The sequence below is a fragment of the Vibrio galatheae genome (assembly GCF_000967545.1).
GTDB lineage: Bacteria > Pseudomonadota > Gammaproteobacteria > Enterobacterales > Vibrionaceae > Vibrio > Vibrio galatheae.
The window spans coordinates 84,154-109,701 of record NZ_JXXV01000027.1; the positions used below are offsets into that span (position 1 = coordinate 84,154).

The 25,548-nt window shown below is 46.6% G+C and carries 18 protein-coding genes; 11 read left to right on the forward strand and 7 right to left on the reverse strand.

Annotated features, from left to right (window positions below; all coding sequences use genetic code 11):
* Nucleotides 1-17 precede the first annotated feature (17 nt).
* Together argF and TW81_RS15420 are read right to left on the reverse strand one after the other, a co-directional pair.
* On the reverse strand, nucleotides 18-1,022 hold the full coding sequence (argF, locus tag TW81_RS15415) for an ornithine carbamoyltransferase (protein WP_045956624.1): 1,005 nt from the start codon (nucleotides 1,020-1,022) through the stop codon (nucleotides 18-20).
* A 118-nt stretch (nucleotides 1,023-1,140) separates the two neighbouring features.
* The gene (locus TW81_RS15420) at nucleotides 1,141-2,517 is read right to left on the reverse strand and encodes a PhoH family protein (protein WP_045956625.1); all 1,377 of its coding nucleotides are present in this window, start codon (nucleotides 2,515-2,517) and stop codon (nucleotides 1,141-1,143) included.
* Nucleotides 2,518-2,991: 474 nt separating this feature from the next.
* Here TW81_RS15420 and rapA point away from each other — a divergent pair, with 474 nt between their 5' ends.
* The 3 genes from rapA (at nucleotide 2,992) to TW81_RS15435 (ending at nucleotide 7,703) form a co-directional block, all read left to right on the forward strand.
* Entirely contained in the window at nucleotides 2,992-5,901 is a 2,910-nt protein-coding gene (gene rapA, locus TW81_RS15425) for an RNA polymerase-associated protein RapA (protein WP_045956626.1), read from the forward strand.
* A gap of 62 nt (nucleotides 5,902-5,963) precedes the next feature.
* On the forward strand, nucleotides 5,964-6,701 hold the full coding sequence (gene rluA, locus TW81_RS15430; protein WP_045956627.1) for a bifunctional tRNA pseudouridine(32) synthase/23S rRNA pseudouridine(746) synthase RluA: 738 nt from the start codon (nucleotides 5,964-5,966) through the stop codon (nucleotides 6,699-6,701).
* A gap of 39 nt (nucleotides 6,702-6,740) precedes the next feature.
* Nucleotides 6,741-7,703, forward strand: coding sequence for a D-2-hydroxyacid dehydrogenase (locus TW81_RS15435; RefSeq protein WP_045956628.1), 963 nt, complete (start codon nucleotides 6,741-6,743; stop codon nucleotides 7,701-7,703).
* Here TW81_RS15435 and TW81_RS15440 read toward each other — a convergent pair.
* The 4 genes from TW81_RS15440 to pepA all read right to left on the reverse strand — a co-directional run bounded on the left by TW81_RS15440 (nucleotide 7,700) and on the right by pepA (nucleotide 13,581).
* Complete coding sequence (locus TW81_RS15440) at nucleotides 7,700-8,434, reverse strand: substrate-binding periplasmic protein (RefSeq protein WP_045956629.1); 735 nt, start codon at nucleotides 8,432-8,434, stop codon at nucleotides 7,700-7,702. The two genes, TW81_RS15435 and TW81_RS15440, sit on opposite strands and share 4 nt — an antisense overlap.
* Before the next feature lie 134 nt (nucleotides 8,435-8,568).
* Complete coding sequence (locus TW81_RS15445; protein WP_045956630.1) at nucleotides 8,569-11,427, reverse strand: valine--tRNA ligase; 2,859 nt, start codon at nucleotides 11,425-11,427, stop codon at nucleotides 8,569-8,571.
* A gap of 115 nt (nucleotides 11,428-11,542) precedes the next feature.
* Complete coding sequence (locus TW81_RS15450) at nucleotides 11,543-11,992, reverse strand: DNA polymerase III subunit chi (protein ID WP_045956631.1); 450 nt, start codon at nucleotides 11,990-11,992, stop codon at nucleotides 11,543-11,545.
* An 80-nt stretch (nucleotides 11,993-12,072) separates the two neighbouring features.
* Nucleotides 12,073-13,581, reverse strand: a complete 1,509-nt coding sequence (gene pepA / locus TW81_RS15455) for a leucyl aminopeptidase (protein WP_045956632.1) — start codon at nucleotides 13,579-13,581, stop codon at nucleotides 12,073-12,075.
* Nucleotides 13,582-13,771: 190 nt separating this feature from the next.
* On the opposite strand from pepA, the gene lptF reads away from it, so the two are divergent.
* Nucleotides 13,772-14,875: an LPS export ABC transporter permease LptF gene (gene lptF, locus TW81_RS15460; protein ID WP_045956633.1), complete on the forward strand. Its 1,104-nt coding sequence runs from the start codon at nucleotides 13,772-13,774 to the stop codon at nucleotides 14,873-14,875.
* Between the two features lie 3 nt (nucleotides 14,876-14,878).
* On the forward strand, nucleotides 14,879-15,949 hold the full coding sequence (gene lptG / locus TW81_RS15465; RefSeq protein WP_045956634.1) for an LPS export ABC transporter permease LptG: 1,071 nt from the start codon (nucleotides 14,879-14,881) through the stop codon (nucleotides 15,947-15,949).
* 81 nt (nucleotides 15,950-16,030) lie between these two features.
* Here lptG and mutS read toward each other — a convergent pair whose 3' ends face one another.
* The gene (mutS, locus tag TW81_RS15470) at nucleotides 16,031-18,595 is read right to left on the reverse strand and encodes a DNA mismatch repair protein MutS (RefSeq protein ID WP_045956635.1); all 2,565 of its coding nucleotides are present in this window, start codon (nucleotides 18,593-18,595) and stop codon (nucleotides 16,031-16,033) included.
* A gap of 85 nt (nucleotides 18,596-18,680) precedes the next feature.
* Between mutS and pncC the strand changes: the two genes are divergently transcribed.
* The 6 genes from pncC to csrA all read left to right on the forward strand — a co-directional run bounded on the left by pncC (nucleotide 18,681) and on the right by csrA (nucleotide 25,346).
* On the forward strand, nucleotides 18,681-19,172 hold the full coding sequence (gene pncC / locus TW81_RS15475) for a nicotinamide-nucleotide amidase (protein WP_045956636.1): 492 nt from the start codon (nucleotides 18,681-18,683) through the stop codon (nucleotides 19,170-19,172).
* Nucleotides 19,173-19,367: 195 nt separating this feature from the next.
* Nucleotides 19,368-20,414 (forward strand): recombinase RecA, encoded by a 1,047-nt coding sequence (gene recA / locus TW81_RS15480; RefSeq protein WP_045956637.1) that lies wholly within the window; start codon nucleotides 19,368-19,370, stop codon nucleotides 20,412-20,414.
* 69 nt (nucleotides 20,415-20,483) lie between these two features.
* A complete protein-coding gene (gene recX, locus TW81_RS15485) occupies nucleotides 20,484-20,948 on the forward strand; it encodes a recombination regulator RecX (protein ID WP_045956638.1) in 465 nt (154 codons plus the stop codon).
* A 142-nt stretch (nucleotides 20,949-21,090) separates the two neighbouring features.
* Entirely contained in the window at nucleotides 21,091-23,673 is a 2,583-nt protein-coding gene (gene alaS, locus TW81_RS15490) for an alanine--tRNA ligase (protein WP_045956639.1), read from the forward strand.
* Between the two features lie 195 nt (nucleotides 23,674-23,868).
* On the forward strand, nucleotides 23,869-25,056 hold the full coding sequence (locus TW81_RS15495; protein WP_045956640.1) for an aspartate kinase: 1,188 nt from the start codon (nucleotides 23,869-23,871) through the stop codon (nucleotides 25,054-25,056).
* A 92-nt stretch (nucleotides 25,057-25,148) separates the two neighbouring features.
* Entirely contained in the window at nucleotides 25,149-25,346 is a 198-nt protein-coding gene (gene csrA / locus TW81_RS15500) for a carbon storage regulator CsrA (protein WP_004415691.1), read from the forward strand.
* Nucleotides 25,347-25,548: the final 202 nt, after the last annotated feature.

Sequence of the window (25,548 nt, forward strand, 5' to 3'; positions counted from 1 at the left end):
TCTTTTATCGGCCGTTATCACGCACCTAGCGTGGCCACCATCACAGCTTTAATGGTATGCATGCGGTTTTCGGCTTCATCGAAGACAATTGAGTGTTCAGACTCGAATACTTCTTCCGTCACTTCTAAACCTTTCATGCCATACTTTTCGGCCACCTGTTTACCAATCACGGTTTCATCATTATGGAATGCAGGTAAACAGTGCATGAACTTGACCTGCGCATTGCCTGTTTTGGCAATCACATCCATATTGACTTGGTAAGGTGTCATCTTAGCGACACGCTCATCCCATGCTTCAGGCGCTTCACCCATAGAAACCCAGACGTCAGTGTACAGGTAGTCACAGCCTTGTACGCCTTCTTCGACATTTTCGGTGAGAGTGATTTTAGCGCCAGTTTGCTTGGCAATCCCTTGGCAGGTTGCTACTAGATCGGGTTCAGGCCAAAAGTCTTTTGGTGCGACCAAGCGAATGTCCATGCCCATTTTAGCCGCGCCGACTAACAGTGAATTCCCCATGTTATTACGTGCATCACCTAGATAAGCGAACGAGATTTGGTGCAATTGTTTGCCTCGTCCGTGCTCAAGCATGGTCAGGAAATCAGCAAGGATCTGGGTTGGGTGGAATTCATCCGTTAGACCGTTCCAAACCGGTACACCTGCATGGGTGCCGAGTTCCTCAACGATCGACTGACCAAAGCCACGATATTCGATACCATCGTACATGCGACCTAGTACACGTGCAGTATCTTTCATCGACTCTTTGTGACCAATCTGCGAGCCAGATGGACCGATATAAGAGACTTGCGCACCTTGGTCAAAGGCGGCGACTTCAAACGCACAACGAGTGCGGGTTGATGCTTTTTCAAAGATGAGGGCGATATTTTTTCCAACCAGCTTCTTCTGCTCAGTGCCCGCGTATTTGGCTTTCTTTAGGTCGGCGGAAAGGTCGAGCAAAAACTGGATCTCTTTCGGTGAGAAATCGAGTAGTTTGAGGAAGTTTCTGTTGCGAAGGTTAAAGGCCATACTCCAGTCCTTGAATGTTCATTCATCTTATGGAGCTAGTTAAACATATTTAACTGTTGTTTGTGAATAATTATTTTAAATAAATGCCGAGATATGAATTATATCTCGGCATGAGTGATTATAAATTCTCTTCTGCAAATTTAGCGAGACGACTACGGACGACACCATTGAGGTGGATGTTGGCGCTGCCTTCGAAGTTTTTAAATCGTTCAACCATGTAAGTTAAGCCTGATGTCACAGGGGTTAAATAGTGAGAGTCAATTTGCGCCAAGTTGCCTGAGCAGACAATCTTGGTGCCTTCACCACAACGGGTGATGATGGTTTTGATCTGCGAGGCAGTGAGGTTTTGACACTCATCCAGCAGAACAAACGCGTTTTGAATTGAGCGACCACGCATAAAGTTGATCGACTTAAACTGAATATTGGCTTTATCACAAATGTATTTCAGCGAGCCTTCAGTACAGTGATCGTTCTTATGCAGCGCTTCGAGCGTATCCGTGACCGCGGCAAGCCAAGGCAGCATTTTCTCCTCTTCACTACCGGGTAGGAAACCGATTGATTCACCAATGTCTGGTGTATTTCGCGTCACAATGATTTTGTCGAACATGCCTTTTTCTATGGTCTGTTCAAGGGCAGATGCCATGGCAAGTAGAGTTTTACCGCTACCCGCCGCGCCAGTGAGAATGACTAAATCGATGTCAGGGTCGAGCAGTGCATCAAGCGCCATGGCCTGGTAGATGTTTTTCGGGGTGATATCCCATGCACGGCGATGCATCATACGTTCACGGCTGAGATCTTTAATGGTGATCTTATCGGTGTCAATTTCTTCAACACGTCCTGCGAAGTCACTCTCTTCATCAATGACGTATTGGTTGATATAGGTCGGCTCAAACGGTTCTCTGTCTAGGGTGTGGTATGTTCGGCCCGCCAGATTTTTGCTCTCAACGTTATCAATATTGCTCCAGAATTCCCCTTCAATTTGCTGAAAACCTTTGGTCAGGTATTGAACGTCATCAATCAATTGGTCAGTGCGATAGTCTTCCACAAAACGTACGCCAGCTCCCTTGGCTCGCAAGCGCATGTTAATGTCTTTGGTGACTAGGATCACTTCGCGTGGAGCACGTTTGTTTTGCAAGTAGAGCACGCCGTTTAAGATCCGATTATCCCCAGCTTTGTCAGCAAAGGCTTTCACAGTCTCTTGTAGCTCAAAATCGGCCAATATTGATATATGGCCTGTTGCTTCCTTGTCTTTGTTGATTGGAATACCTTCTGAGATTTCATCAGGCGTTGCATCTTTAAACATCGCTTCGAGGGCACGTATTGCAACACGGGCATCACGAGCAACGTCGCGTTTACTGTCTTTGATTCGGTCGAGTTCTTCGAGGACGGTCATCGGAATGACGACATCGTGTTCTTGAAATGAGTAGATGGCGAGTGGTTCGTGTAACAGAATATTGGTGTCGAGGACAAAAAGCTTCCGGTCTGTATCACCCATAAGCGTCTCCTTTCCGCGTCGCGGCTTGCTTACCCCTCATACCATGGTATGAAGTGGTCTACCTGCAGTTGCTTGCAGCTTTGTAGCCTGGCAATCAGAATACGCTGATGGTTTGACTACATAAACTGCAAACCCGTGTTGATCGTCATCCTATCAAATGCATCTCTTATGCCAGCCTTAAATTTGACGGCAATCAATACACTTTCATGAATAAGTATAAGCATCGTTTTCAACACTCTGGTTAAGAATTGCCACTGATTTCTTACACTTTGATGTCATCCTCATGTTGAACAAAAAATTGTTGGATTTTGAGGCCTTTGTACGTGACCAATGTCACAGCTTCGAGTAAGATTAGCGGCCTTTTTCTGCGCCACGCCTGACACCATTTTCCTCGTCAGTTGCCTTTCAAGTTGCGCAAGAATTACTAAAATAAATAGACCCATTTTTGAATTGAATAGATGAGGTAGTCGATTGATGACATTTGCTTTGGGCCAGCGCTGGATCAGCGATACGGAAAGCGACCTAGGTTTAGGAACCGTTGTAGCATTGGATGCTCGTACTGTGACACTTATGTTTGCAGCTTCTGAAGAAAACCGAGTTTATGCTCGCAATGATGCGCCTGTCACCCGAGTAACCTTCAATGTTGGTGATGTAATCGATAGCCAAGAAGGCTGGGCTTTAAAAGTTGAGCAAGTGGTCGAAGACCAAGGGCTACTTAGCTATGTCGGTGTACGAGAAGACAATGGTGAAGAGGGGGTGATTTTACGTGAAATCATGCTCAGTAACCAGATTCGTTTTAATAAGCCTCAAGACAAATTGTACGCTGGTCAAATCGATCGCATGGACAACTTTGTGCTTCGTTATCGTGCACTGATGAACCAATATGAACAGCATAAAAGCCCAATGCGCGGCCTATGCGGTATGCGTGCTGGCTTGATCCCTCATCAGTTATATATTGCTCATGAAGTTGGCCGTCGTCATGCGCCTCGCGTGCTGCTTGCCGATGAAGTCGGGCTAGGTAAAACCATTGAAGCCGGTATGATCATCCACCAACAAGTGTTGGCGGGTCGTGCCGAGCGTATCCTGATCGTAGTACCTGAAACCCTTCAACACCAATGGCTGGTGGAAATGATGCGCCGTTTCAATCTCCACTTCTCAATCTTTGATGAAGAGCGCTGTATTGAAGCTTTTGCTGATTCTGACAACCCATTCGATACCCAGCAGTATGTGTTGTGTTCTCTCGATTTCTTGCGTAAGAGCCGTAAGCGTTTTGAACAAGCATTGGAAGGCGAATGGGATCTGCTTGTCGTCGATGAAGCACACCACTTAGAGTGGAGCCCAGAGAAGCCAAGCCGAGAATACCAAGTGGTTGAAGGCTTAGCTGAGAGCACTCCGGGGGTTCTTTTGCTGACGGCGACGCCAGAGCAGTTAGGTCGTGAAAGTCACTTTGCCCGTCTACGTTTACTCGATTCGGATCGTTTCTTTGACTATCAAGAGTTTATCAAAGAGGAGGCGCAGTACGCGCCAGTCGCTGACTCAGTCAGTGCTTTATTTTCGGGTCAAACGTTAGAGAATGAGGCCAAAAATCAGATTAGCGAATTGCTTTCCGAGCAAGATGTCGAGCCGTTGTTCCGCATTATCGAAAGCAATAGCGATGAAGAAGCCAAAGCGGCCGCGCGCCAAGAATTGATTGATAATCTAATGGACCGTCATGGTACAGGGCGAGTGCTGTTTAGAAACACTCGTGCAGCTATCAAGGGCTTCCCGCAGCGTAACGTCAATCTTATCCCTATGCCAATACCTCAGCAGTACACAACCTCAATGCGTGTTTCAGGAATGATTGGCGGCAAGATCACACCAGAAGCTCGAGCGCTGAAAAATCTTTATCCAGAAGAACTGTTCCAAGAGTTTGAAGGTGAAGAGGCGAGCTGGTGGCAGTTCGATAGCCGAGTTAACTGGCTGCTTGAGAAGATCACAGATAAACGTAGTGAGAAAATCTTGGTGATTGCTTCGCGCGCGAGTACGGCTCTGCAACTGGAACAAGCGCTGCGTGAGCGTGAAGGCATTCGTGCCACGGTTTTCCATGAAGGTATGTCGATTCTAGAGCGTGACAAAGCGGCGGCCTATTTTGCCCAAGAAGAGGGTGGCGCTCAGGTTCTGATCTGTAGTGAAATCGGCTCTGAAGGTCGTAACTTCCAGTTTGCCAACCAGCTGGTCATGTTTGACTTACCGTTTAACCCAGACTTGCTGGAGCAGCGTATTGGCCGCTTGGACCGAATTGGTCAAAATCGTGATATTGATATTCATGTGCCGTATCTGCAAGGGACATCGCAGGCAATATTAGCGCGTTGGTTTGACGAAGGTCTGAACGCATTTGCCGAAACCTGCCCAACTGGACGTACGGTTTATGATCAGTATTCTGAGCGATTAATCGCTATGCTTGCATCGGGCGACATCACAGACTTAGATGACGTCATCGCAGAATCGGCCGCGCTCAACAAAACGCTTAAAGCGCAGCTTGAACAGGGGCGCGATCGTCTATTAGAGATGCATTCCAATGGTGGCGAAAAAGCCCAAGCGATTGTTGATAAGATTGCCGCTACCGACGGCGATACCAACTTGGTCACTTTTGCGCTGAGCTTGTTTGACACTATTGGCTTAGATCAAGATGACAAAGGTGAGAACGCATTAGTTGTGACTCCGTCAGAGCACATGTTAGTACCGAGTTATCCGGGGCTGCCATATGAAGGGGCCACGATTACCTTTGATCGTGAAACCGCACTGTCGCGTGAAGACATGAACTTTATCAGCTGGGAACACCCAATGATCCAAGGTGGTATCGACTTGTTGATGAGTGAAGGCGTCGGAACAACGGCTGTGTCATTACTGAAGAATAAAGCCTTACCTGTTGGGACTATGCTGCTGGAACTTATCTATAAAGTCGATGCGCAGGCACCAAAACGCAGTGGTATCAGCCGCTTCCTACCTACGACTCCTATTCGAGTTATGCTCGATGGTAAAGGTAATGATTTATCCAGCCAAGTTGAGTTTGAAAGCTTTAACCGCCAGTTGAGTCCGGTTGGTCGCCATATCGCCACCAAACTCGTGGCTTCGGTTCAGGCTCAGGTTCACCAGCTAATCGAAGTGGGTGAAAAGCTCATCGTCGATAAAGTGGAAGCGATTCGTCATCAGGCGCAGCAAGAGATGCAAGCGAGTTTGAACTCAGAACTTGAGCGCTTACAAGCCCTGAAGGCGGTCAATCCGAATATTCGTGATGAAGAAATTGAAGCGATTGATGGTCAAATCAAACAACTCAATGGTTACATTAGCCAAGCACAATATCAGTTAGATTCATTACGTATGATCGTTGTTTCTCATAATTAACCCGATCAATAACCTCAACTATTTAAACCCAGCCTAGGCTGGGTTTTTATTGGATAAACATAATGGCAATGACAGAGTACCATCCACCGAGAGAACCTTGGCTGGATATCGTATTTGAAGATGAGCATATCTTGGTGGCAAACAAACCGTCGGGGCTGTTGTCCGTTCCCGGTCGACTGGCCGAGCATTACGATAGTCTCTGGTCTCGCTTAGTTGAGATCTACCCTGAGATTCAAGTGGTGCACCGACTTGATATGGATACATCAGGTTTAATGTTGTTTGCTAAGCACAAAGAGGCGGAACGTTCGCTGAAGAAACAGTTCCAATACCGACTCACACATAAGGTCTATTACGCACGCGTCTGGGGGCATGTCGATCAGCTTGAAGGAGAAGTGGATCTGCCACTCATTTGTGATTGGGAAAATCGCCCGAGACAAAAAGTGTGTTTTGAGCATGGTAAACCATCACAGACTTTGTATCAGGTGGCAAAAAGGGAAGATAAAACCACGATTGTTAGACTGCTGCCAGTGACTGGACGCTCACATCAGCTGCGCGTTCATATGCAGGCGTTGGGCCATCCTATTGTTGGCGATGAGTTCTACGCGCAAGGCGAAGCGTTTGAGTATTCTTCTCGCTTAGAACTTCACGCTGCTGAGTTGAGTTTTTATCATCCATATTCAGAGATCTTGCAGGCTAGTTTTGTTCCATGTGACTTCTATCTTGAAGCGGAAGCGATGATCTTTAACTATTTTTCTCCTGTGCGAGAATTACCAGACTATAAATCGCTGCCTCGCCCATAAACACCCCAAGGATCATCATCGGCAGCGCAAGGAGATCTTATGTCGCTGCCAACTATCGTTTTTCTTGATCGTGCCACGATCCCAACCCAGATTGAACTGCCTCATTTACCTTTTGAACATCAATGGGTTGAGTATGATTTGACTGCGCCGGGCGAGGTGATTGATCGTCTCCAGTCCGCTGATATTGTGATTACCAATAAAGTCTTGCTCGATCGCTCAGTATTGATGCAACTCCCCAACTTGAAGATGATTGCTGTCGCTGCAACGGGATACAACAACGTTGATATCGAGGCGTGTCGCGAGTTTGGTATTGCTGTGAGCAACGTTCGGGGCTATGCGACACAGTCGGTACCTGAACATGTAATTGCTATGATGTTTGCGTTAAAGCGTAATTTAAAAGGCTACCACAATGATATTGCAGCAGGAGAGTGGCAGCGAAATAAACAGTTTTGCTTCTTTACGCATCCTATTAGTGACACGGCGGGTTCGACAATGGGGATTGTGGGTAGTGGCGCACTAGGGCAAGCGACAGCCAACTTAGCTAAAGCGTTAGGTATGCATGTGTTATTTGCCGAGCGCAAAGGTGCCACTCAATGTAGAGACGGTTATTTACCCTTTGAGCAGGTTTTAGCCATGTCTGATGTCATTAGCTTGCATTGCCCGCTCAATGAGCAAACGAAGCACTTGATTGGCCGCAAAGAACTGTCGCTGATGAAGCCTTCGAGTATCGTGATTAATACTGGGCGTGGTGGCCTAGTGGATGAAGAAGCACTGATTGATGCGCTCAAAGATGGTGTGATTCGCGGTGCAGGGTTTGATGTCTTTACCGATGAACCCGCAGATGAATCAAATTCGTTAATTGCCAATATGCATTTGCCTAATTTATTGCTTACACCGCATATTGCTTGGGGCAGTGATTCTTCGATTCAAAAACTCGCGGATATATTAATCGATAATATTGTCGCCTTTGTCGAAGGCAGAGAGCAGAATCGAGTCGCTTAGTCGTTGCTCTGATTCGCCGTTGCTTTTAACTCCGCTAAGCCTTGATTGAATATCTCCATCAAGGCTTGTGCATCTGGATGAGCTTTGGAAAACATCAGGTAGCTATCATTGGTCAAAAATGGCTTGGGGTTATAGGTGATCAACTGCTGGGTTTCGATGGGAAGTTTACTCAGTGAGAACATACCTATATGTTTCTCTTCTGGTACTAATTCAACACGGCGATATTTGAGCAACTGAAAGGCTTTGGCTGGTGTTTCTACTCGATTAATGCGGATCTCGTTGTTCTCTATTAATTGATCGAGTTCGCTGCCATAGCTGTAGCCTAAGCCACCTCCAAGCAGCTTTCCTTTTACGTCAGCGAGTGTCTGCCATTCAAATGGTTTCTCGCGTAGATGAAAAAAGACAAATTGTTCTTGTGCGACCGGATCGCTATACATGAAATACTCGGTTCGTTCTTCGGCGTACATCCACACAGCCGTAGCCACATATTCACCTTCACTGGCTTTTTTGTAAGCGCGCTTCCAAGGGTAAAAGTGGAATTCGACTTGGTAGCCTTGATTGGCAAAAACTTGTCGGATGGTTTGGCCAACATGACCGTAATCTGCGAGTTTCTCGCCGATAAACGGAGCCCAATCTCCAGCGGCAATTCTGATTATTTTATCTTCTTCGCTGGCCAATGAGAGAGAGGAGAATGCTAACAGACAGCTCGAAATCAATAAGTGGTTCGGCATAGGAACTCCTCATCGTTACTTCTTTATTAAATTTAGAAGAAAAACTGCCGTGAACCAAGGCGTAATTTCTCACGACAAATAACAAGGCCAGTCGCGATGACTGGCCTTAGTGAGATGTTTAAGAGGTTAATTGTTTATAACGCTGCAATAGTTGTCTTTTGCTCTTCAAGCTTAACCAGAGTCTCTTTGTAACCCTCTAGCTTCTCACGTTCTTTAGCGACAACTACTTCAGGTGCTTTCGCCACGAAACCTTGGTTACCCAGCTTACCTTCGATGCGTTTGATTTCGCCGTGAGTCTTGCTGATTTCACCATCAAGACGCGCAAGCTCTGCATCTTTGTCGATCAGACCTGCCATTGGGATCATCAACTCAGATTTAGCCACAAGAGCGGTTGCACATGCTGGTGTTGCTTCATCAGCTTCAAGCACGCGTACCGCTTCTAGTTTCGCTAGAGACATTAGTACCTGCTTGTTCGCTTCTAGACGAGCCGCGTCTTCTGCATTTGCAGCTTTCAGCATGACGTCCAGCGGCTTACCTGGGTTGATGTCGTATTCAGCACGTAGGTTACGGATGCTGGTGATGAACGCTTTCACCCACTCGATATCGTCTAGCGCTTCTTGGTTGAAGTTTGCTTGGTCGAATTGAGGCAGTGCTTGAAGCATGATGGTTTCGCCTTCTACACCTTCAACTAGTGGCTTGATGCTTTGCCATATAGTTTCCGTGATGTAAGGGATCACTGGGTGAGCAAGACGTAGCGTCTTCTCAAGAACCGTGATTAATGTACGACGAGTACCACGTTGTTGCGCTTCAGTACCTTTCCATAGAACGGGTTTAGTTAGCTCTAGGTACCAGTCACAGAATTGGTTCCAGATGAATTCGTAAAGCGTGTTCGACGCCATATCGAGACGGAAGTTGTCGATATGGTTATTGAACGCTTTCGCTGCGAGTTCAAACTGAGACTCGATCCACTTGTCCGCTAGTGAGTATTCAACTTCACCAGCACCAAAGCCACAATCTTGCTCTTCTGTGTTCATTAGTACGTAACGGCTCGCGTTCCATAGCTTATTACAGAAGTTACGGTAACCCTCTAGACGCTTCATATCCCAGTTGATATCACGACCAGTAGAGGCCATTGCAGCGAGAGTGAAACGTAGGGCGTCAGTACCGTATGGTTCGATACCGTTTTCAAACGTCTTACGGGTGTTCTTCTCGATCTTCTTCGCTAGCTGAGGCTGCATCATGTTGCCACAACGCTTCTCTACTAGAGACTCAAGGTCTATACCATCGATCATGTCGATAGGGTCAAGTACGTTACCTTTAGACTTCGACATCTTGTCGCCGTTTTCGTCACGGATTAGGCCCGTTACGTAAACTGTCTTGAATGGGACTTGCGCTTTACCATTTTCATCTTTGTTGAAGTGCATGGTCATCATGATCATACGCGCAACCCAGAAGAAGATGATGTCGAAACCAGTAACCAGTACATCTGAAGGGTGGAATGTCTTCAGATCTTCAGTTTGCTCAGGCCAACCTTGAGTACCGAAAGTCCATAGCGCTGAAGAGAACCAAGTATCTAATACATCGTCGTCTTGGCGTAGAACAACAACTGACGCTAGGTTGTTTTCAGCACGTACTTCTTCTTCAGTACGGCCTACGTAGACGTTGCCATCGTTGTCGTACCATGCCGGGATGCGGTGACCCCACCACAGCTGACGAGAGATACACCAGTCTTGAATGTCACGCATCCAAGAGAAGTACATGTTCTCGTATTGCTTAGGTACGAATTGGATTTCGCCATCTTCAACCGCTTTAACTGCTGGCTCTGCAAGAGGCGCAGCACGTACGTACCACTGGTCAGTTAGCATTGGTTCGATAACGACGCCACCACGGTCACCGTAAGGTACCGTTAGGTCGTGATCTTTAACTTCATCAAGCAGACCAAGCTCGTCGAACTCAGCAACGATAGCTTTACGCGCAGCGAAGCGCTCCATGCCTTGGTATTTAGCTGGGAGTTCGGTTGAGTAAACATCGCTTGCTTCACCGTTGGTAGTGAATACTTCAGCTGCATCGCGGATATCAGCATTGAAGGTCAGAATGTTGATCATCGGCAATTGGTGGCGCTTGCCCACTTCGTAGTCGTTGAAGTCATGCGCCGGTGTGATTTTCACACAGCCAGTCCCTTTTTCCATATCCGCATGTTCGTCACCCACGATTGGGATGCGACGATCAACGATAGGAAGAATAATTTCTTTACCGATTAGATCTTTGTAGCGAGGATCTTCTGGGTTAACCGCGACACCGGTATCGCCAAGCATGGTTTCAGGACGGGTTGTCGCAACAACAATGTAGTCTTTACCTTCAGCGGTTTGAACGCCGTCTGCTAGCGGGTAGCGGAAGTGCCACATGTGGCCTTTTTTGTCTTTGTTTTCAACTTCAAGATCAGAAATTGCTGTGTGCAGTTTAGGATCCCAGTTGACGAGACGCTTACCACGGTAGATGAGATCTTCTTGGTAAAGACGAACGAACACTTCTTGAACAGCGTTAGATAGGCCGTCATCCATAGTGAAGCGCTCGCGATCCCAGTCAACTGAAGCGCCTAGGCGACGAAGCTGTTTAGTGATCGTGCCACCAGACTCGCCTTTCCATTCCCAAATTTTGTCGATAAAAGCATCACGGCCGTAATCGTGCTTAGTTTTGCCTTCTTCTGCAGCAATCTTGCGCTCAACAACCATTTGCGTTGCGATACCTGCGTGGTCTGTACCGACTTGCCAAAGGGTGTTTTTGCCCTTCATACGTTCGGCACGGATCAACGTATCCATGATGGTGTCTTGGAACGCGTGGCCCATATGTAGGCTACCAGTGACGTTCGGTGGTGGGATCATGATGCTGTATGATTCTTTCGACGTGTCACCGTGTGGCTTAAAGTAGCCTTTCTCTTCCCAAGCTTGGTAAAGAGCTTGTTCAATTGAAGTTGGGTTGTATGTTTTTTCCATAGCGATAGATATTCTGCAGATAGGTCTGGTTTAATTCTAAGTCAATCTTTATAAGTGAGGGATCTCAGTAAGATCGCCTTAACTATAAGGATTGACCGGTTTTATGCTAATGGTATTAGCTGTGTTCGATCTCGATCGTTTGTAGCTGATAACCAGCTTGGCGATAGATTTTATATCTTTCTCGCGCTAGTTGCTTGGCTTTTTCTTCGCAAGGGACGAAGTCTACCACCTCAGCAAACTTGTTCGCAAAGGTTGTCTCATTTTCCGCCAAATTTATTACTAATTGGCGATTCCATGATGGTTTGACGCCTTGGTAGCCAATCTCGATGTTGGTGCCATACTTGGGCCCTTCACCAATGAGGTTATGAGCCATAAATTGTTTGGCATCGATTTGCCAGAACAGCTCGGCGATTTGCTCGGCGTGCACTTTATCATTGCAATTTAGATAAACCTTAGCACCTTGCTTGGCGAAATGATGGGCCAGAAACAGGACATATAAACCAAACCCTTCAGCCTTGGCTTGAGGAGAATCTGGATTAATAATGTAAAAGGTCGCATTCGCCATAGCTGTTTGTACTACTCAGGATTAAGAGATCTCAAAGATACAAAAAAGGGCCTTGCGGCCCTTTGTTAAGATTGTGAGGGTTATTCCTCTGTCTCTTGGCCACTGCGATTAAGCAGGAATTGGACAAGCATTGAGACAGGACGACCAGTAGAGCCTTTAGCCGCGCCTGATTTCCAAGCCGTACCCGCAATATCGATGTGCGCCCAGTGATATTTCTTAGCAAACTTAGACAAGAAACACCCCGCAGTAATTGTACCGCCTGGTCGACCGCCGATGTTTGCCATATCTGCAAATGGGCTCTTGAGTTGCTCGTGGTACTCATCCGCCATAGGTAGACGCCATGCGCGGTCACTCGCTTGCTCTGAAGCGTTTACTAGCTCATGAGAAAGCGGGTTATGGTTTGAGATAACACCGCTGATGTGATGGCCCAATGCGATAACACATGCACCAGTCAGGGTTGCGACATCAACCACACACTCAGGCTCGAAGCGTTCAACGTAGGTCAGAGCATCACACAATACTAGGCGACCTTCTGCATCCGTATTTAGAACTTCAACTGTTTGGCCTGACATAGTCGTCAGAATATCACCAGGACGGTATGCGTTGCTGCCTGGCATGTTTTCACAGCCAGCGAGCACACCAATCACATTGATTGGTAGGTTTAGCTTAGCTAATGCTTTCATGGTACCGAATACAGACGCTGCACCACACATGTCGTATTTCATTTCATCCATGCCTTCGCCTGGCTTAAGTGAAATACCGCCTGAATCGAAAGTAAGGCCTTTACCAACCAGTACGATTGGTTTCGCTTCTGGATCTGGGTTGCCCTTGTACTCCATGATAGACATCATAGATTCATTCTTCGAACCACGGCCAACCGCTAGGTATGACGTCATACCCAGTTTTTCCATCTCTTGCTCGCCAATGATCTTAGTCGTTACTGTTTCATAATCGTCAGCTAGGCGACGTGCTTGAGATGCTAGGTAAGCTGGGTTGGCGATATTTGGTGGCATGTTGCCAAGGTCTTTCGATGCTTTCACACCAGACGAAATCGCCAGACCATGAGCGATCGCTTTTTCACCTAGATTTAGCTCACGACGTGTTGGTACGTTGAATACCAGTTTGCGTAGTGGGCGACGAGTTTCAGGTTTTTGGCTCTTGAACTGGTCAAAGGTGTACAGGCTGTCTTTTGTCGCTTCAACAGCTTGACGTACTTTCCAATATGTATCGCGGCCTTTAACGTGCAGTTCAGTCAGGAAACAGACAGCTTCCATCGAACCCGTTTCATTGAGAGTGTTGATGGTTTTTTGGATGATCTCTTTGTATTGACGTTCACCCAATTCACGTTCTTTACCACAACCTACCAGTAAAACACGTTCAGACAGTACACCTGGTACTTGATGAAGCAGTAGCATCTGCCCCGGTTTTCCTTCTAGATCACCACGGCGAAGTAGTGAACTAATATAGCCATCGCTAATTTTATCTAGCTGCTCGGCAACTGGAGAGAGGCGACGTGGCTCGAACACGCCGACAACGATACATGCGCTGCGCTGTTTCTCTGGACTGCCACTTTTTACACTGAACTCCATGCGTACTCCTACATCCTGAAGACAAATAGAACTAAATGTTAGATAATGTCATCTTACTTGTTGATTCCTTAGTCGGAACTATCCTTAAATAAGCGCATTAACAGTTAGCCAAAAATTTAAAAATAAAAGGTTCAACGGGAAATTATAGTGATTCAATTAAAAAAACAAGTTTTGTATAGGTAATTTCAGCGTGATTATTGTTAGATATTTGATCCGCGAGACACTCAAAAGCCAATTAGCGATCTTTTTTATCCTGTTTTTAGTCTTCCTTAGCCAAAAACTGATCAAAGTTTTGGCTGATGCATCGGACGGCGATATTCCCGCTAGTTTGGTGATGCACTATGTGGCGTTAAGCATGCCTTCAATGGGGCTATTAATGTTGCCATTGAGTCTTTTCTTGGGGATCTTGCTCACTTTTGGCCGTCTATACGCAGAAAGTGAAATTACCGTCATGAACGCGACCGGGATCGGCAATAAATTCTTGATCCGCGCGGCGCTGTATTTGGCTGTGATTACCGGAGTGATCGCTGGATTCAACTCCTTTGTCTTTGCCCCCTATAGCCAAGATCAGCTGGTTAAACTGCAAGAAGAAACGGCAGCAGAAAACAGTGTCGACCTGCTCAAAAAAGGCCACTTCCAAGGTACACCAGACGGTTCGTCGGTGGTGTTTATCGATGATATTGATGGCAAAAAACTGAAACACGTCTTCGTTGCTCAGATGCGTCCACGTGATTCTATTCTACCGAGTGTCTCTTTTTCTCAATCTGGAGAAGTGAAAGAGTTGAGTGACGGCCGCCAAGTGATTCGTATGTACGAGGGTACACGCTATGAAGGCGTTCCGACCCGCGTCGATTATATGGTGACGGATTTTGACCAATACGAAGGTTTGATTGGTCAACGTGACGTCAAGCCGAAAGGTCGTGACTGGGAAGCCATTCCAACGCTAGATTTAATGAAAAATCCAGACAGGCGTGCACAAGCTGAAGTGCAGTGGCGTATTTCATTGGTCGTCTGTATACCACTCTTGACAATGTTGGTGGTGCCATTGTCGGCAGTGAATCCACGTCAGGGCCGCTTTGCCAAAATGGGGCCAGCAATTTTGATTTATCTGGCGTATTTCTTAGCGATAAGTGCGACTAAGTCAGCGATTGAAGATGGTTCTATTCCGACGGTTGTTGGGATGTGGCCAATTAATGCTGCGTTACTATTGACGGCAATTGCAATTAACTCGATGGACAGCATTCCTGTTCGCCGCTTTAAAGACAAACTAAGACAAAGAAAAAAGGCAGCGTAAGTCGTGTTTAAGATTCTCGATCTCTACATAGGTAGAACCATTATTGCGACTACCTCCTTGGTATTGGCGACCTTTGTTGGGCTTTCGGCCATCATCAAATACGTTGAACAATTGCGTAAAGTGGGTGAGGGCACATATGACCTTATCCAAGCGCTATTGTTTGTTTTGCTCAGCATTCCGCGAGACATCGAAATGTTTTTCCCCATGGCGGCCTTGCTTGGAGCATTGATTGGGCTTGGTATGCTTGCGTCTAGCTCTGAGCTAGTGGTGATGCAGGCGGCGGGATTTTCCAAGTTAGATATTGGTTTGTCGGTGCTTAAAACTGCCGTGCCTTTAATGATCATGGTGACCTTGCTTGGTCAATGGGGCGCACCTCAAGCGCAAAAGGCGGCGCGTGATCTACGTGCATTTTCGACTTCTGGTGGTGCGATTATGTCGGTCAGAACGGGCGTTTGGGCTCGGGATGCCAATGATTTCATTTTTATTGGTAAAGTGGAAAACGACAAAATCTATGGCATGAACATGTGGCGATACGACGCAGACAAACGCTTACAAAGTGTCGTCTTTGCTGAGGAAGTCGATTATGTTGCGGACAACACTTGGACGATGAAAAATGTTCAGTTGACCGAAATGGTCGATGAGGTAGAGATCTCGAAGGAGAGCTTACCTGAATACAGTTGGACAACCTCGCTAGCGCCAGACAAGCTTGCAGTTGTGACGGTTAAACCGGAAGAGTTATCCTTAGCTGGTTTGTACGATTACGTCTCTTATCTTAAAGCGTCAGAGCAAGACCCTTCTCGCTATGAACTGGCGTTTTGGCGCAAAGTTACTCAGCCATTCTCCATTGCGGTCATGATGTTGATGGCACTGTCGTTTATCTTTGGTCCACTGCGCAGTGTAACCATGGGCGCGCGTATTTTATCGGGTGTCATCGCCGGATTTACTTTCTATATTTCGAGTGAGTTCTTTGGCCCATTAAGTTTGGTCTACAACATACCACCTGTATTTGGGGCAGTGATGCCAAGCGTTGTCTTTTTGACGATTGCGTTGATGTTGTTACGTCGTAAGCTTTAAGTCATACACCTTAGACAGTGCACACGAAAACGGCAGCCGATTGGCTGCCGTTGTTCTTTCTACGCTTTGAAGAGCAAATGATTAGATGAGCTTTTTCAGTCGATAAAGTGCTTCGAGTGCCTGTCGTGGTGTCAGGTCATCTGGGTCAATTGCCGACAGCGCTTCTTCTACTTCACTTGGCTCTGGGATCAAGCTCAATTGATTGGCTATATCCACCGCACTTGAGCGAGGAGATATGTCGTTGTCGTGCCCGAGTTGTTCCAACTGAGTCAGTTTCGCACGCGCATTTTTGATTACACTTTTCGGTACCCCTGCCAATCCCGCAACGGCGAGGCCGTAAGACTTGCTCGCTGCGCCTTCCTGAACAGCATGCATAAAGGCAATGCTGTCACCATGTTCGACCGCATCTAGGTGAACATTGGCAAGATGAGGAATTTGGTTTGGCAACTCGGTCAGCTCAAAGTAGTGCGTGGCAAACAAGGTCATCGAACCGAGTTCTTTCGCCAGCCATTCGGCACTGGCCCAAGCGAGAGAAAGTCCATCATAGGTACTGGTGCCGCGGCCAATCTCGTCCATTAAGACCAAACTGTTGGCGGTGGCATTATGTAGAATGTTGGCCGTTTCTGTCATTTCTACCATAAAGGTTGAGCGGCCTGACGCGAGATCATCTGATGCGCCGATACGAGTAAAGATCCGATCAATCGAACCGATCTGAGCGGATTCCGCTGGTACATAAGATCCAATATGCGCCATCAAGGCGATCAGCGCGGTCTGACGCATATAGGTCGATTTACCACCCATGTTAGGACCAGTAATGATCAACATCTTACGCTGTGGATTAAGATCGATTGGGTTGGCAATAAACGGGTCATCCAGCACCTGTTCAACCACAGGGTGACGGCCAGCTTGAATATGAATACCAGTGTCTTTTGTCAGTGTTGGACGGCAGTAATCTAAACTGTCGGCACGCTCGGCTAAGTTCTGCAACACATCAATCTGTGAGACTGCGGATGCGACATTTTGCATCTGTTCCAAGTGTGGCAGCAACAGATCAAACAGTTCTTCCCACAACTGCTTTTCAAGTGCCAGAGCTTTGGATTTAGAGTTAAGTACTTTGTCTTCGTGCTCTTTTAGCTCAGGAATAATATAGCGCTCGGCATTTTTTAATGTTTGGCGACGCACATAGTGAGGCGGCACGAGATGACTTTGCCCTCGGCTGACCTGAATAAAGAAGCCATGTACATTGTTATAACCCACTTTAAGCGTATCGATGCCGTGGCGTTCGCGTTCATCTTGCTCTAATTGCTCAAGATACTCAGTCGCACCATCGGCCAGTTTACGCCATTCGTCGAGTTCTGAGTTATACCCTTCGGCAATCACACCACCATCACGAATCACCACTGGAGGATTATCTTTGATCGCACGTTCTAGTAGCTCACACACTGAATCCATCGGTGCAGCGTATTGCGCTAGCTTGGTTAAGTATGGGTGTTCAAGTGCGCTCATCGTCTCGGCAAGTTCAGGCAGCTGCTGGATGGCAAAACGTAAGCGAGCCATATCACGAGGTCTTGCACTGCGAAGTGCCAAGCGAGCTAAAATTCGTTCAATATCACCAATCTGTTTGAGTATCGGATGAAGATCTGTAAACAACGCTTGTTGTTTCAGCTCGGTGATGGCATCTAAACGATGATTAAGCGTATCGATATCGCGCATTGGCTGATGAAGCCAGCGTTTCAGCATGCGGCTTCCCATCGCTGTTGCTGTGTGATCGAGCACTTCTGATAAGGTGTTATCAATCCCGCCAGCCAAGTTTTGGGTGATCTCTAAGTTACGGCGAGTCGCCGCATCTAAGATTACCGAGTGATCTTGTCTGTCGAAGGTCAAAGAGCGAATATGAGGCAGCGCAGTGCGTTGAGTATCTTTGACATACTGAATCAAACAGCCTGCGGCGCATAAGCCAAGCTTAGCGTTCTCGACACCAAAACCTACCAAGTCACGCGTACCAAACTGCTGGTTTAATTGTTGCTTAGCAGTGTCGAGTTCAAACTCCCATACAGGGCGGCGGCGATTACCACTGCGTGCAGACATCAGGTGGACAGGTGCAAAATCTTCTGGGAACAGCAATTCACGTGGAGAGGTGCGCTGCAATTCTGCCGCCATCGCCTCTTCGCTTTCTGGCTCCATCAATTGGAATCGACCAGAGGTGATATCAAGAGTGGCGTAACCAAATTGACCGTTGTGGTGGTAAATGGCCGCAATCAGATTATCAATCCGTTCAGAAAGCAGTGCTTCGTCGGTCACTGTGCCCGGAGTCACGATGCGAACGACCGCGCGCTCTACAGGTCCTTTACTGGTTGCAGGATCGCCAATCTGCTCACAAATAGCGACGGACTCACCGAGCTGAACAAGTTTAGCGAGATAACCTTCAACCGCATGAAATGGCACGCCGGCCATAGGAATTGGCTCTCCTGCAGAAGCTCCGCGTTTGGTCAGAGAAATATCGAGCAACTGAGAAGCTCGTTTCGCATCATCATAGAAAAGCTCGTAGAAATCACCCATGCGATAAAACAGCAAAATTTCCGGGTTCTCGGCTTTGAGCTTGAGATATTGCTGCATCATAGGCGTGTGTTTTTGTTCAGCTTTCACAGTTAAGATCTTTTGTTTATTGCTATTGCGGCTTAGGATACGTGAATAGCCAATGGGCGAAAAGGTGTATTAAGGGGTTTTCGATATGGAGTCACAGCAAATTCTGTCGCAGCAATTGGGTGACCTGCTTCATCGACATCAACTGGTAATGACTACAGCCGAGTCTTGCACTGGTGGCGGTGTTTCTGCCGCAGTGACTGACATTGCTGGCAGTTCTGCTTGGTTTGACCGCGCTTTTATCACCTATAGCAACGAGGCAAAAATCGAGATGCTTGGTGTGAAAGAGCAAACGCTTCAAGCTCATGGTGCGGTCAGCGAGCAAACTGTTGAGGAGATGGTTCAAGGCGCATTGGCCCATTCTAATGCCAATGTTGGTGTCTCAATCAGTGGTATCGCCGGACCTGGCGGAGCAAGCGAAGAGAAGCCTGTTGGTACGGTTTGTTTTGCATGGGCTAATGAAAATGATTGGCTTAAAGTTGCCACTTATCATTTTGAAGGTAACCGCAGTCAAGTACGGCAACAGGCGGTAGAGACTGCACTGAGAGTAATGTATGAAAAGCTACTTAGTGGCAGTTAATCGTTATTGATTATAATTTAAATTTCATAAAAATCAGATGGATGTCATCAAATTCTAAAAAAAACCTACATAGGTATAGACACTGTATGAATCAACAGTATAATAATTTGCATTGATTGTTCAGTGAGATTGCTGAACGGAAGAATTAGATTGATATTCATCAGCACGAAATAGATGAGTCATTTGGAGAAAGTGATGGACGAGAACAAACAGAAAGCGCTCGCCGCTGCGCTAGGTCAGATTGAAAAGCAATTCGGTAAAGGTTCAATCATGCGCCTTGGTGATAACCGCGCAATGGATGTAGAAACGATTTCTACAGGCTCACTTTCTTTGGACATCGCTTTAGGTGCTGGTGGTCTACCAATGGGACGTATCGTAGAAATCTACGGTCCAGAATCTTCAGGTAAAACAACACTAACGCTTGAATGTATTGCTGCTGCGCAAAAACAAGGTAAAACGTGTGCATTTATCGATGCTGAACACGCACTAGACCCTGTTTACGCCAAGAAGCTTGGCGTTGATATCGATGCACTGCTGGTTTCTCAGCCGGATACTGGTGAGCAAGCGTTAGAGATCTGTGATGCATTAGCTCGCTCTGGTGCGATTGACGTTATGGTGGTTGACTCGGTTGCAGCACTAACACCTAAAGCAGAAATCGAAGGTGAAATGGGCGATAGCCACATGGGCCTTCAAGCTCGTATGCTTTCTCAAGCGATGCGTAAGCTGACTGGTAACCTTAAGCAATCGAACTGTATGTGTATCTTCATCAACCAAATTCGTATGAAGATTGGTGTGATGTTTGGTAACCCAGAAACAACCACGGGTGGTAACGCACTTAAGTTCTACGCTTCTGTTCGTCTTGATATTCGTCGTACCGGTTCTATCAAAGAAGGTGACGAAGTGGTTGGTAACGAAACTCGCATCAAAGTGGTTAAGAACAAGATTGCTGCACCGTTTAAACAAGCTGAGACTCAAATATTATACGGTCAAGGCTTTAACCGTGAAGGTGAATTGATCGACCTAGGTGTGAAACACAAGCTCATCGAGAAAGCGGGCGCGTGGTACAGCTACAACGGCGACAAGATTGGTCAAGGTAAAGCAAACGCAGGTAAGTTCCTACGCGAAAACCTAGAAGCTGCACAGACTATCGACGCTAAACTGCGTGAAATGCTTCTTTCGCCGGCTGAAGTTCAGCCAGACGATGCTGAAGTAGGCCAGATGCCAGAACAAGAAGAGCTATAATCTAGCCCTTTACTTTCCAAAGCCCTGCAATTGCGGGGCTTTGTTATATCTAACCTTTACACCAATATTATGTTTCAACGCAAACCTCCAACACTCTCTAGTAAAGAAGCCGCGATACAATTATTGAGCCGTCGTGATCACGGTGAATATGAACTCTACCAAAAACTCACTCTCAAAGGTTATGACGCAGAAGAGGCTCAACAAGCGATCAATTTTTGTTTAGAGCATAATTATCTCGATGATCTTCGTTATGCCAAAAGTCAAATCCGCCAGCACGTCTATAAAGGGCATGGTGAAAGGCGTATTCGCCAGGAATTACAGCAAAAGAGGGTCACAGACTCCGTTGTCGAAAAAGCTCTGGATGATGAGCCGCAAGACTGGTTTGAGTTAGCAAAACAAGCGGCTGAGAAGAAATTCAAAGGGATTAAAGCAAAAGACCAAAAAGAATACGCTAAACAGGTGCGTTTTCTCCAATATCGGGGCTACAGCTTTGAGCAAATCAGCTATGCGTTAAGCGAGCAAAGTGAAGACTAACTAGCAAAATACCTCGCTATTTGGGATTTTATTTCTAATTGCTGGCTCAAAAGGCTCTTTTCCACAAGAAAACTAGTCGTAGCGCTAACCATGATCTACAATAGCGCAAAATTCTAACTCGACTATTTTCAGGAAGAGCTGCATGTACATGAGCACTGATGAGGTTCGTAACGCGTTCCTTAAGTTCTTTGAAAGCAAAGGACACCAAATCGTAGACAGTTCATCGTTGGTTCCACATAACGATCCAACTCTGCTATTTACTAACGCAGGTATGAACCAATTTAAAGATTGCTTTTTAGGCGCCGAAAAGCGTGCCTACACACGAGCAACTACGGCTCAGCGTTGTGTACGTGCTGGTGGTAAACATAACGACCTTGAAAATGTGGGTTTTACTGCTCGTCACCATACCTTCTTTGAAATGCTAGGTAACTTCAGCTTTGGTGATTACTTCAAAGAAGATGCGATTGCATTCGCTTGGGAATTCCTAACAGAAACTCTGCAACTGCCAAAAGAGCGCTTGCTTGTAACTGTCTACGAGACAGACGACGAAGCGTTTGAAATCTGGAACAAAACGGTGGGCGTACCCGCTGATCGTATTATTCGTATTGGTGATAAAAAAGGCGGTAAGCAGTACGAGTCAGATAACTTCTGGACCATGGGTGACACTGGCCCTTGTGGTCCGTGTACGGAAATTTTCTACGACCACGGTGAGCATATCTGGGGCGGACGTCCTGGTACACCTGAAGAAGATGGTGACCGCTTCATCGAGATCTGGAACAACGTATTTATGCAGTTCAATCGTCATGCTGATGGCACGATGGAACCACTACCTAAGCCTGCTGTTGATACAGGTATGGGCATTGAGCGTATCTCGGCAATCATGCAGGGCGTTCACTCAAACTATGAAATCGACGTTTTCCAAAAGCTAATTAAAGCAGCAGCGGAAACGATTGGTTACCAAGACTTGTCAAATCAGTCATTACGCGTTATTGCTGACCACATCCGTTCTTGTTCATTCCTGATCGTTGATGGTGTGATGCCTTCAAACGAAGGTCGTGGTTATGTTTTACGTCGTATTATTCGTCGTGCAGTTCGTCACGGAAACAAGCTGGGTGCGAATGGCGTATTCTTCCACAAGTTAGTGGGTGTACTGGCTGACGTTATGGGAACTGCGGGTGAAGAGCTTAAAAAGCAACAGGCCGTTGTGGAAAAAGTTCTCCGTATCGAAGAAGAGAACTTTGGTCGCACTCTAGAACGCGGTATGGCGATTCTTAACGAAGCGTTAGACAGTCTAGATGGCAAAGTGCTTGATGGCGAAACAGTGTTTAAACTTTACGACACGTACGGTTTCCCTGCTGACTTGACTAACGATGTTGCGCGCGAACGTGACTTTGCTATCGATGAAGTCGGTTTTGAGAAAGCGATGGAAGAGCAGCGTCAACGTGCTCGTGAGGCCGGTCAGTTTGGCACTGACTACAACGCAACCATCAAAACTGAAGCTGAGACTGCATTCTGTGGCTACGCAGGCACTCAAGGTAGCAGCAATATTGCGGAAATCTTCGTTGAAGGCGAAGCGGTCGAATCACTCTCTGCTGGCGATAAAGCAATCATCATCTTGGATGAAACGCCATTCTACGCGGAATCTGGCGGTCAATGCGGTGATGCGGGTGCTCTAAAAACTGAATCCGGTCTATTCAAAGTCGAAGATACTCAGAAGCTAGGTAACGCCATTGCGCATCATGGTGTACTTGCGGAAGGTGTATTGGCGAAAGGTGACGAAGTTGCCGCGACTGTTGATGCACAACGTCGAGCTGCAATCTCTCTCAACCACTCGGCTACTCACCTACTGCACGCTGCCCTGCGTCAAGTTTTAGGTGAACACGTAGCGCAAAAAGGTTCGTTGGTAAAAGCAGAAAACTTACGTTTTGACTTCTCTCACCTCGAAGCGGTAACGCCAGCAGAGCTGAAAGAAGTTGAGCGCCTAGTTAATGCCCAAGTGCGTCGTAACCACGTTATCGAAACTAACGTAATGGACATTGAGTCAGCGAAGCAGAAAGGGGCAATGGCGCTATTTGGCGAGAAGTACGATGATGAAGTTCGCGTGCTGTCTATGGGGGATTTCTCTACCGAGCTTTGTGGTGGTATCCACGCAGCAAATACCGGTGACATCGGTCTGTTCAAGATTACTTCAGAAGGTGGTATTGCGGCAGGTATTCGCCGTATTGAAGCGGTCACGGGCGAGGCGGCACTCGACGCGATAGAAGCGCAGCAAGCTAAGTACGAAGAGAAACTGGTTGAATCTGCTACTAAAGCGAAAGCGTTAGAAAAAGAAATCCAGAAGCTCAAAGATAAGATGGCCGCGGCAGAAAGTGCCAATGTCATGGGCAAAATTGAATCGATTAACGGCGTGAAAGTATTGGTTGCCTCTCTTGAGGGCGCTGATAACAAGAACTTACGCGTGATGGTAGATGACATCAAAAACCAGATGGGCAGTGGAGTCATTCTGCTTGCCAACATCAATGACGATAAGATTGGCCTTATCGCAGGTGTGACGAAAGATCTTATTGGTAAGGTGAAAGCGGGTGACCTAGTCAAAATGGTCGCTGAGCAAGTTGGTGGTAAAGGCGGTGGCCGTCCTGACATGGCGCAAGCTGGTGGTACGGATATCGATGCTCTTCCACAAGCTATCAAGACAGTTCATCCATGGCTAGAAGAGCGCCTGTAGAACTCACTTTATAAAGTGTAACGCTCAATCAGTTTATTGATTGAGCGTAATTTATTTAAGCGAACCAAGTGGTTTAATTGTATGCCTAAGTGGCGTCAGTTAGGCCACTTGGTTTTTGTTATAACTACTGCAAACAATATTCAACATGTTGAATGTGGTCCGAATGAGACTTTGGTCTTGGGAAGGTGAAGACTGGTGAAAAAGCCCCTTATCGTGCAAAAGTTTGGCGGAACGTCGGTGGGTTCGATTGAAAGAATTCATGGTGTTGCTGAACACATCATAAAGGCGAAAAATGATGGTAATCAAGTTGTAGTGGTCGTATCTGCCATGTCTGGTGAAACAAACAGACTGATGGATTTGGCAAGGCAGGTCGATAGTGTACCGACTGCACGAGAACTTGATGTTTTGCTCTCTGCTGGAGAACAAGTGTCGATGGCACTGCTTGCAATGACGCTAAATAAATTAGGCTATGCAGCGCGTTCACTTACCGGAGCACAAGCGAATATTGTGACGAATAATCAACACAATGACGCAACGATTAAACACATTGATACCAATACTATTAGAGAATTATTAGCGCAAGACCAAATAGTCATTGTCGCAGGTTTTCAAGGGATTAATGAAAGTGGGGATATCACTACGTTGGGCCGAGGCGGCTCTGATACAAGTGCAGTGACACTTGCCGGAGCGCTAAGAGCAGATGAGTGCCAAATTTTTACTGATGTTGATGGTATTTACACCTGCGACCCGCGTGTTGTCAGTAATGCTCAAAAACTCGCAGTGATTGATTTTCCCTCGATGGAAGAGATGGCGCGTAAAGGGGCGAAGGTATTGCATTTACCGTCGGTTCAGTATGCATGGCAGCACAACGTTCCGCTGCGAGTCTTGTCGAGCTTTGAAGCAAACAGTGGAAGTCTAGTTAAAGGCGATGTCTGCCAATCTGCTGTATGTGGAGTTGCGATACAAAGAGATATGTGTCTGATTCGAGTTGAAAAAGATGCACTAGCCAGTGTAGAGAAACAGTGTCAGATGCTCGGAGTCGAGATCTGGAATGTGATCGAGCATGCAGAATGGGTTGCTGTCGTCATAAAACACGACGCTTATGCCAAGCTGGAACTGGTTTTCGGTGACAAAATCCGTAATAGTGAAATAGTAAGCTTACTGACTGCAGTCGGCCTTCAAGTCGAAGGACTGATTGAAAGGTCATTCGCTTTGTTAATAGAGCAGGATATACAAGTTGATCATTGCGTGGTGAACCCACAATCTTTGATGTTTGTGCTGCAACCAGATTGTATCGACAAAGCGGCTAACATACTGCATGATGCTTACATTACTTCTGCGGAGGCTGTCGACTGTCGGCAAAAACATGCTTATTTGGGCTAGATCCTAAACAGAATTGAGTTTACCAAAATAGAACTTTTGTTGGATAATAGCCTCGTAGCAAGATAAATCAGAGATTACTCAAGGAGCACAGAATGCTAATTTTAACTCGCCGCGTTGGCGAAACTCTTATGATCGGTGATGAAGTAACAGTAACTGTACTTGGTGTAAAAGGTAACCAAGTACGTATTGGCGTTAATGCACCAAAAGAAGTGTCTGTTCACCGTGAAGAAATTTACATGCGCATTCAGGCAGAAAAAGGTAATGGTAACGTTGCGTCAGGCAACTACTAATTACGTAAGAGGCTGACAGTTTGTCGGCCTTTTTTGTGCGGGTAAAACCATCTAATTCTATTAAAAAGAGCGAATTAACATCGCTTTGATTAAATAGCCAACGGTTGGATGACTTTTTGCCTTTTTTGCCAAGAAAATGTTTGACATATTTTTGGTAAATCGTAATATGTGCCTCCGCAAGACGGTGAGGTGGCCGAGAGGC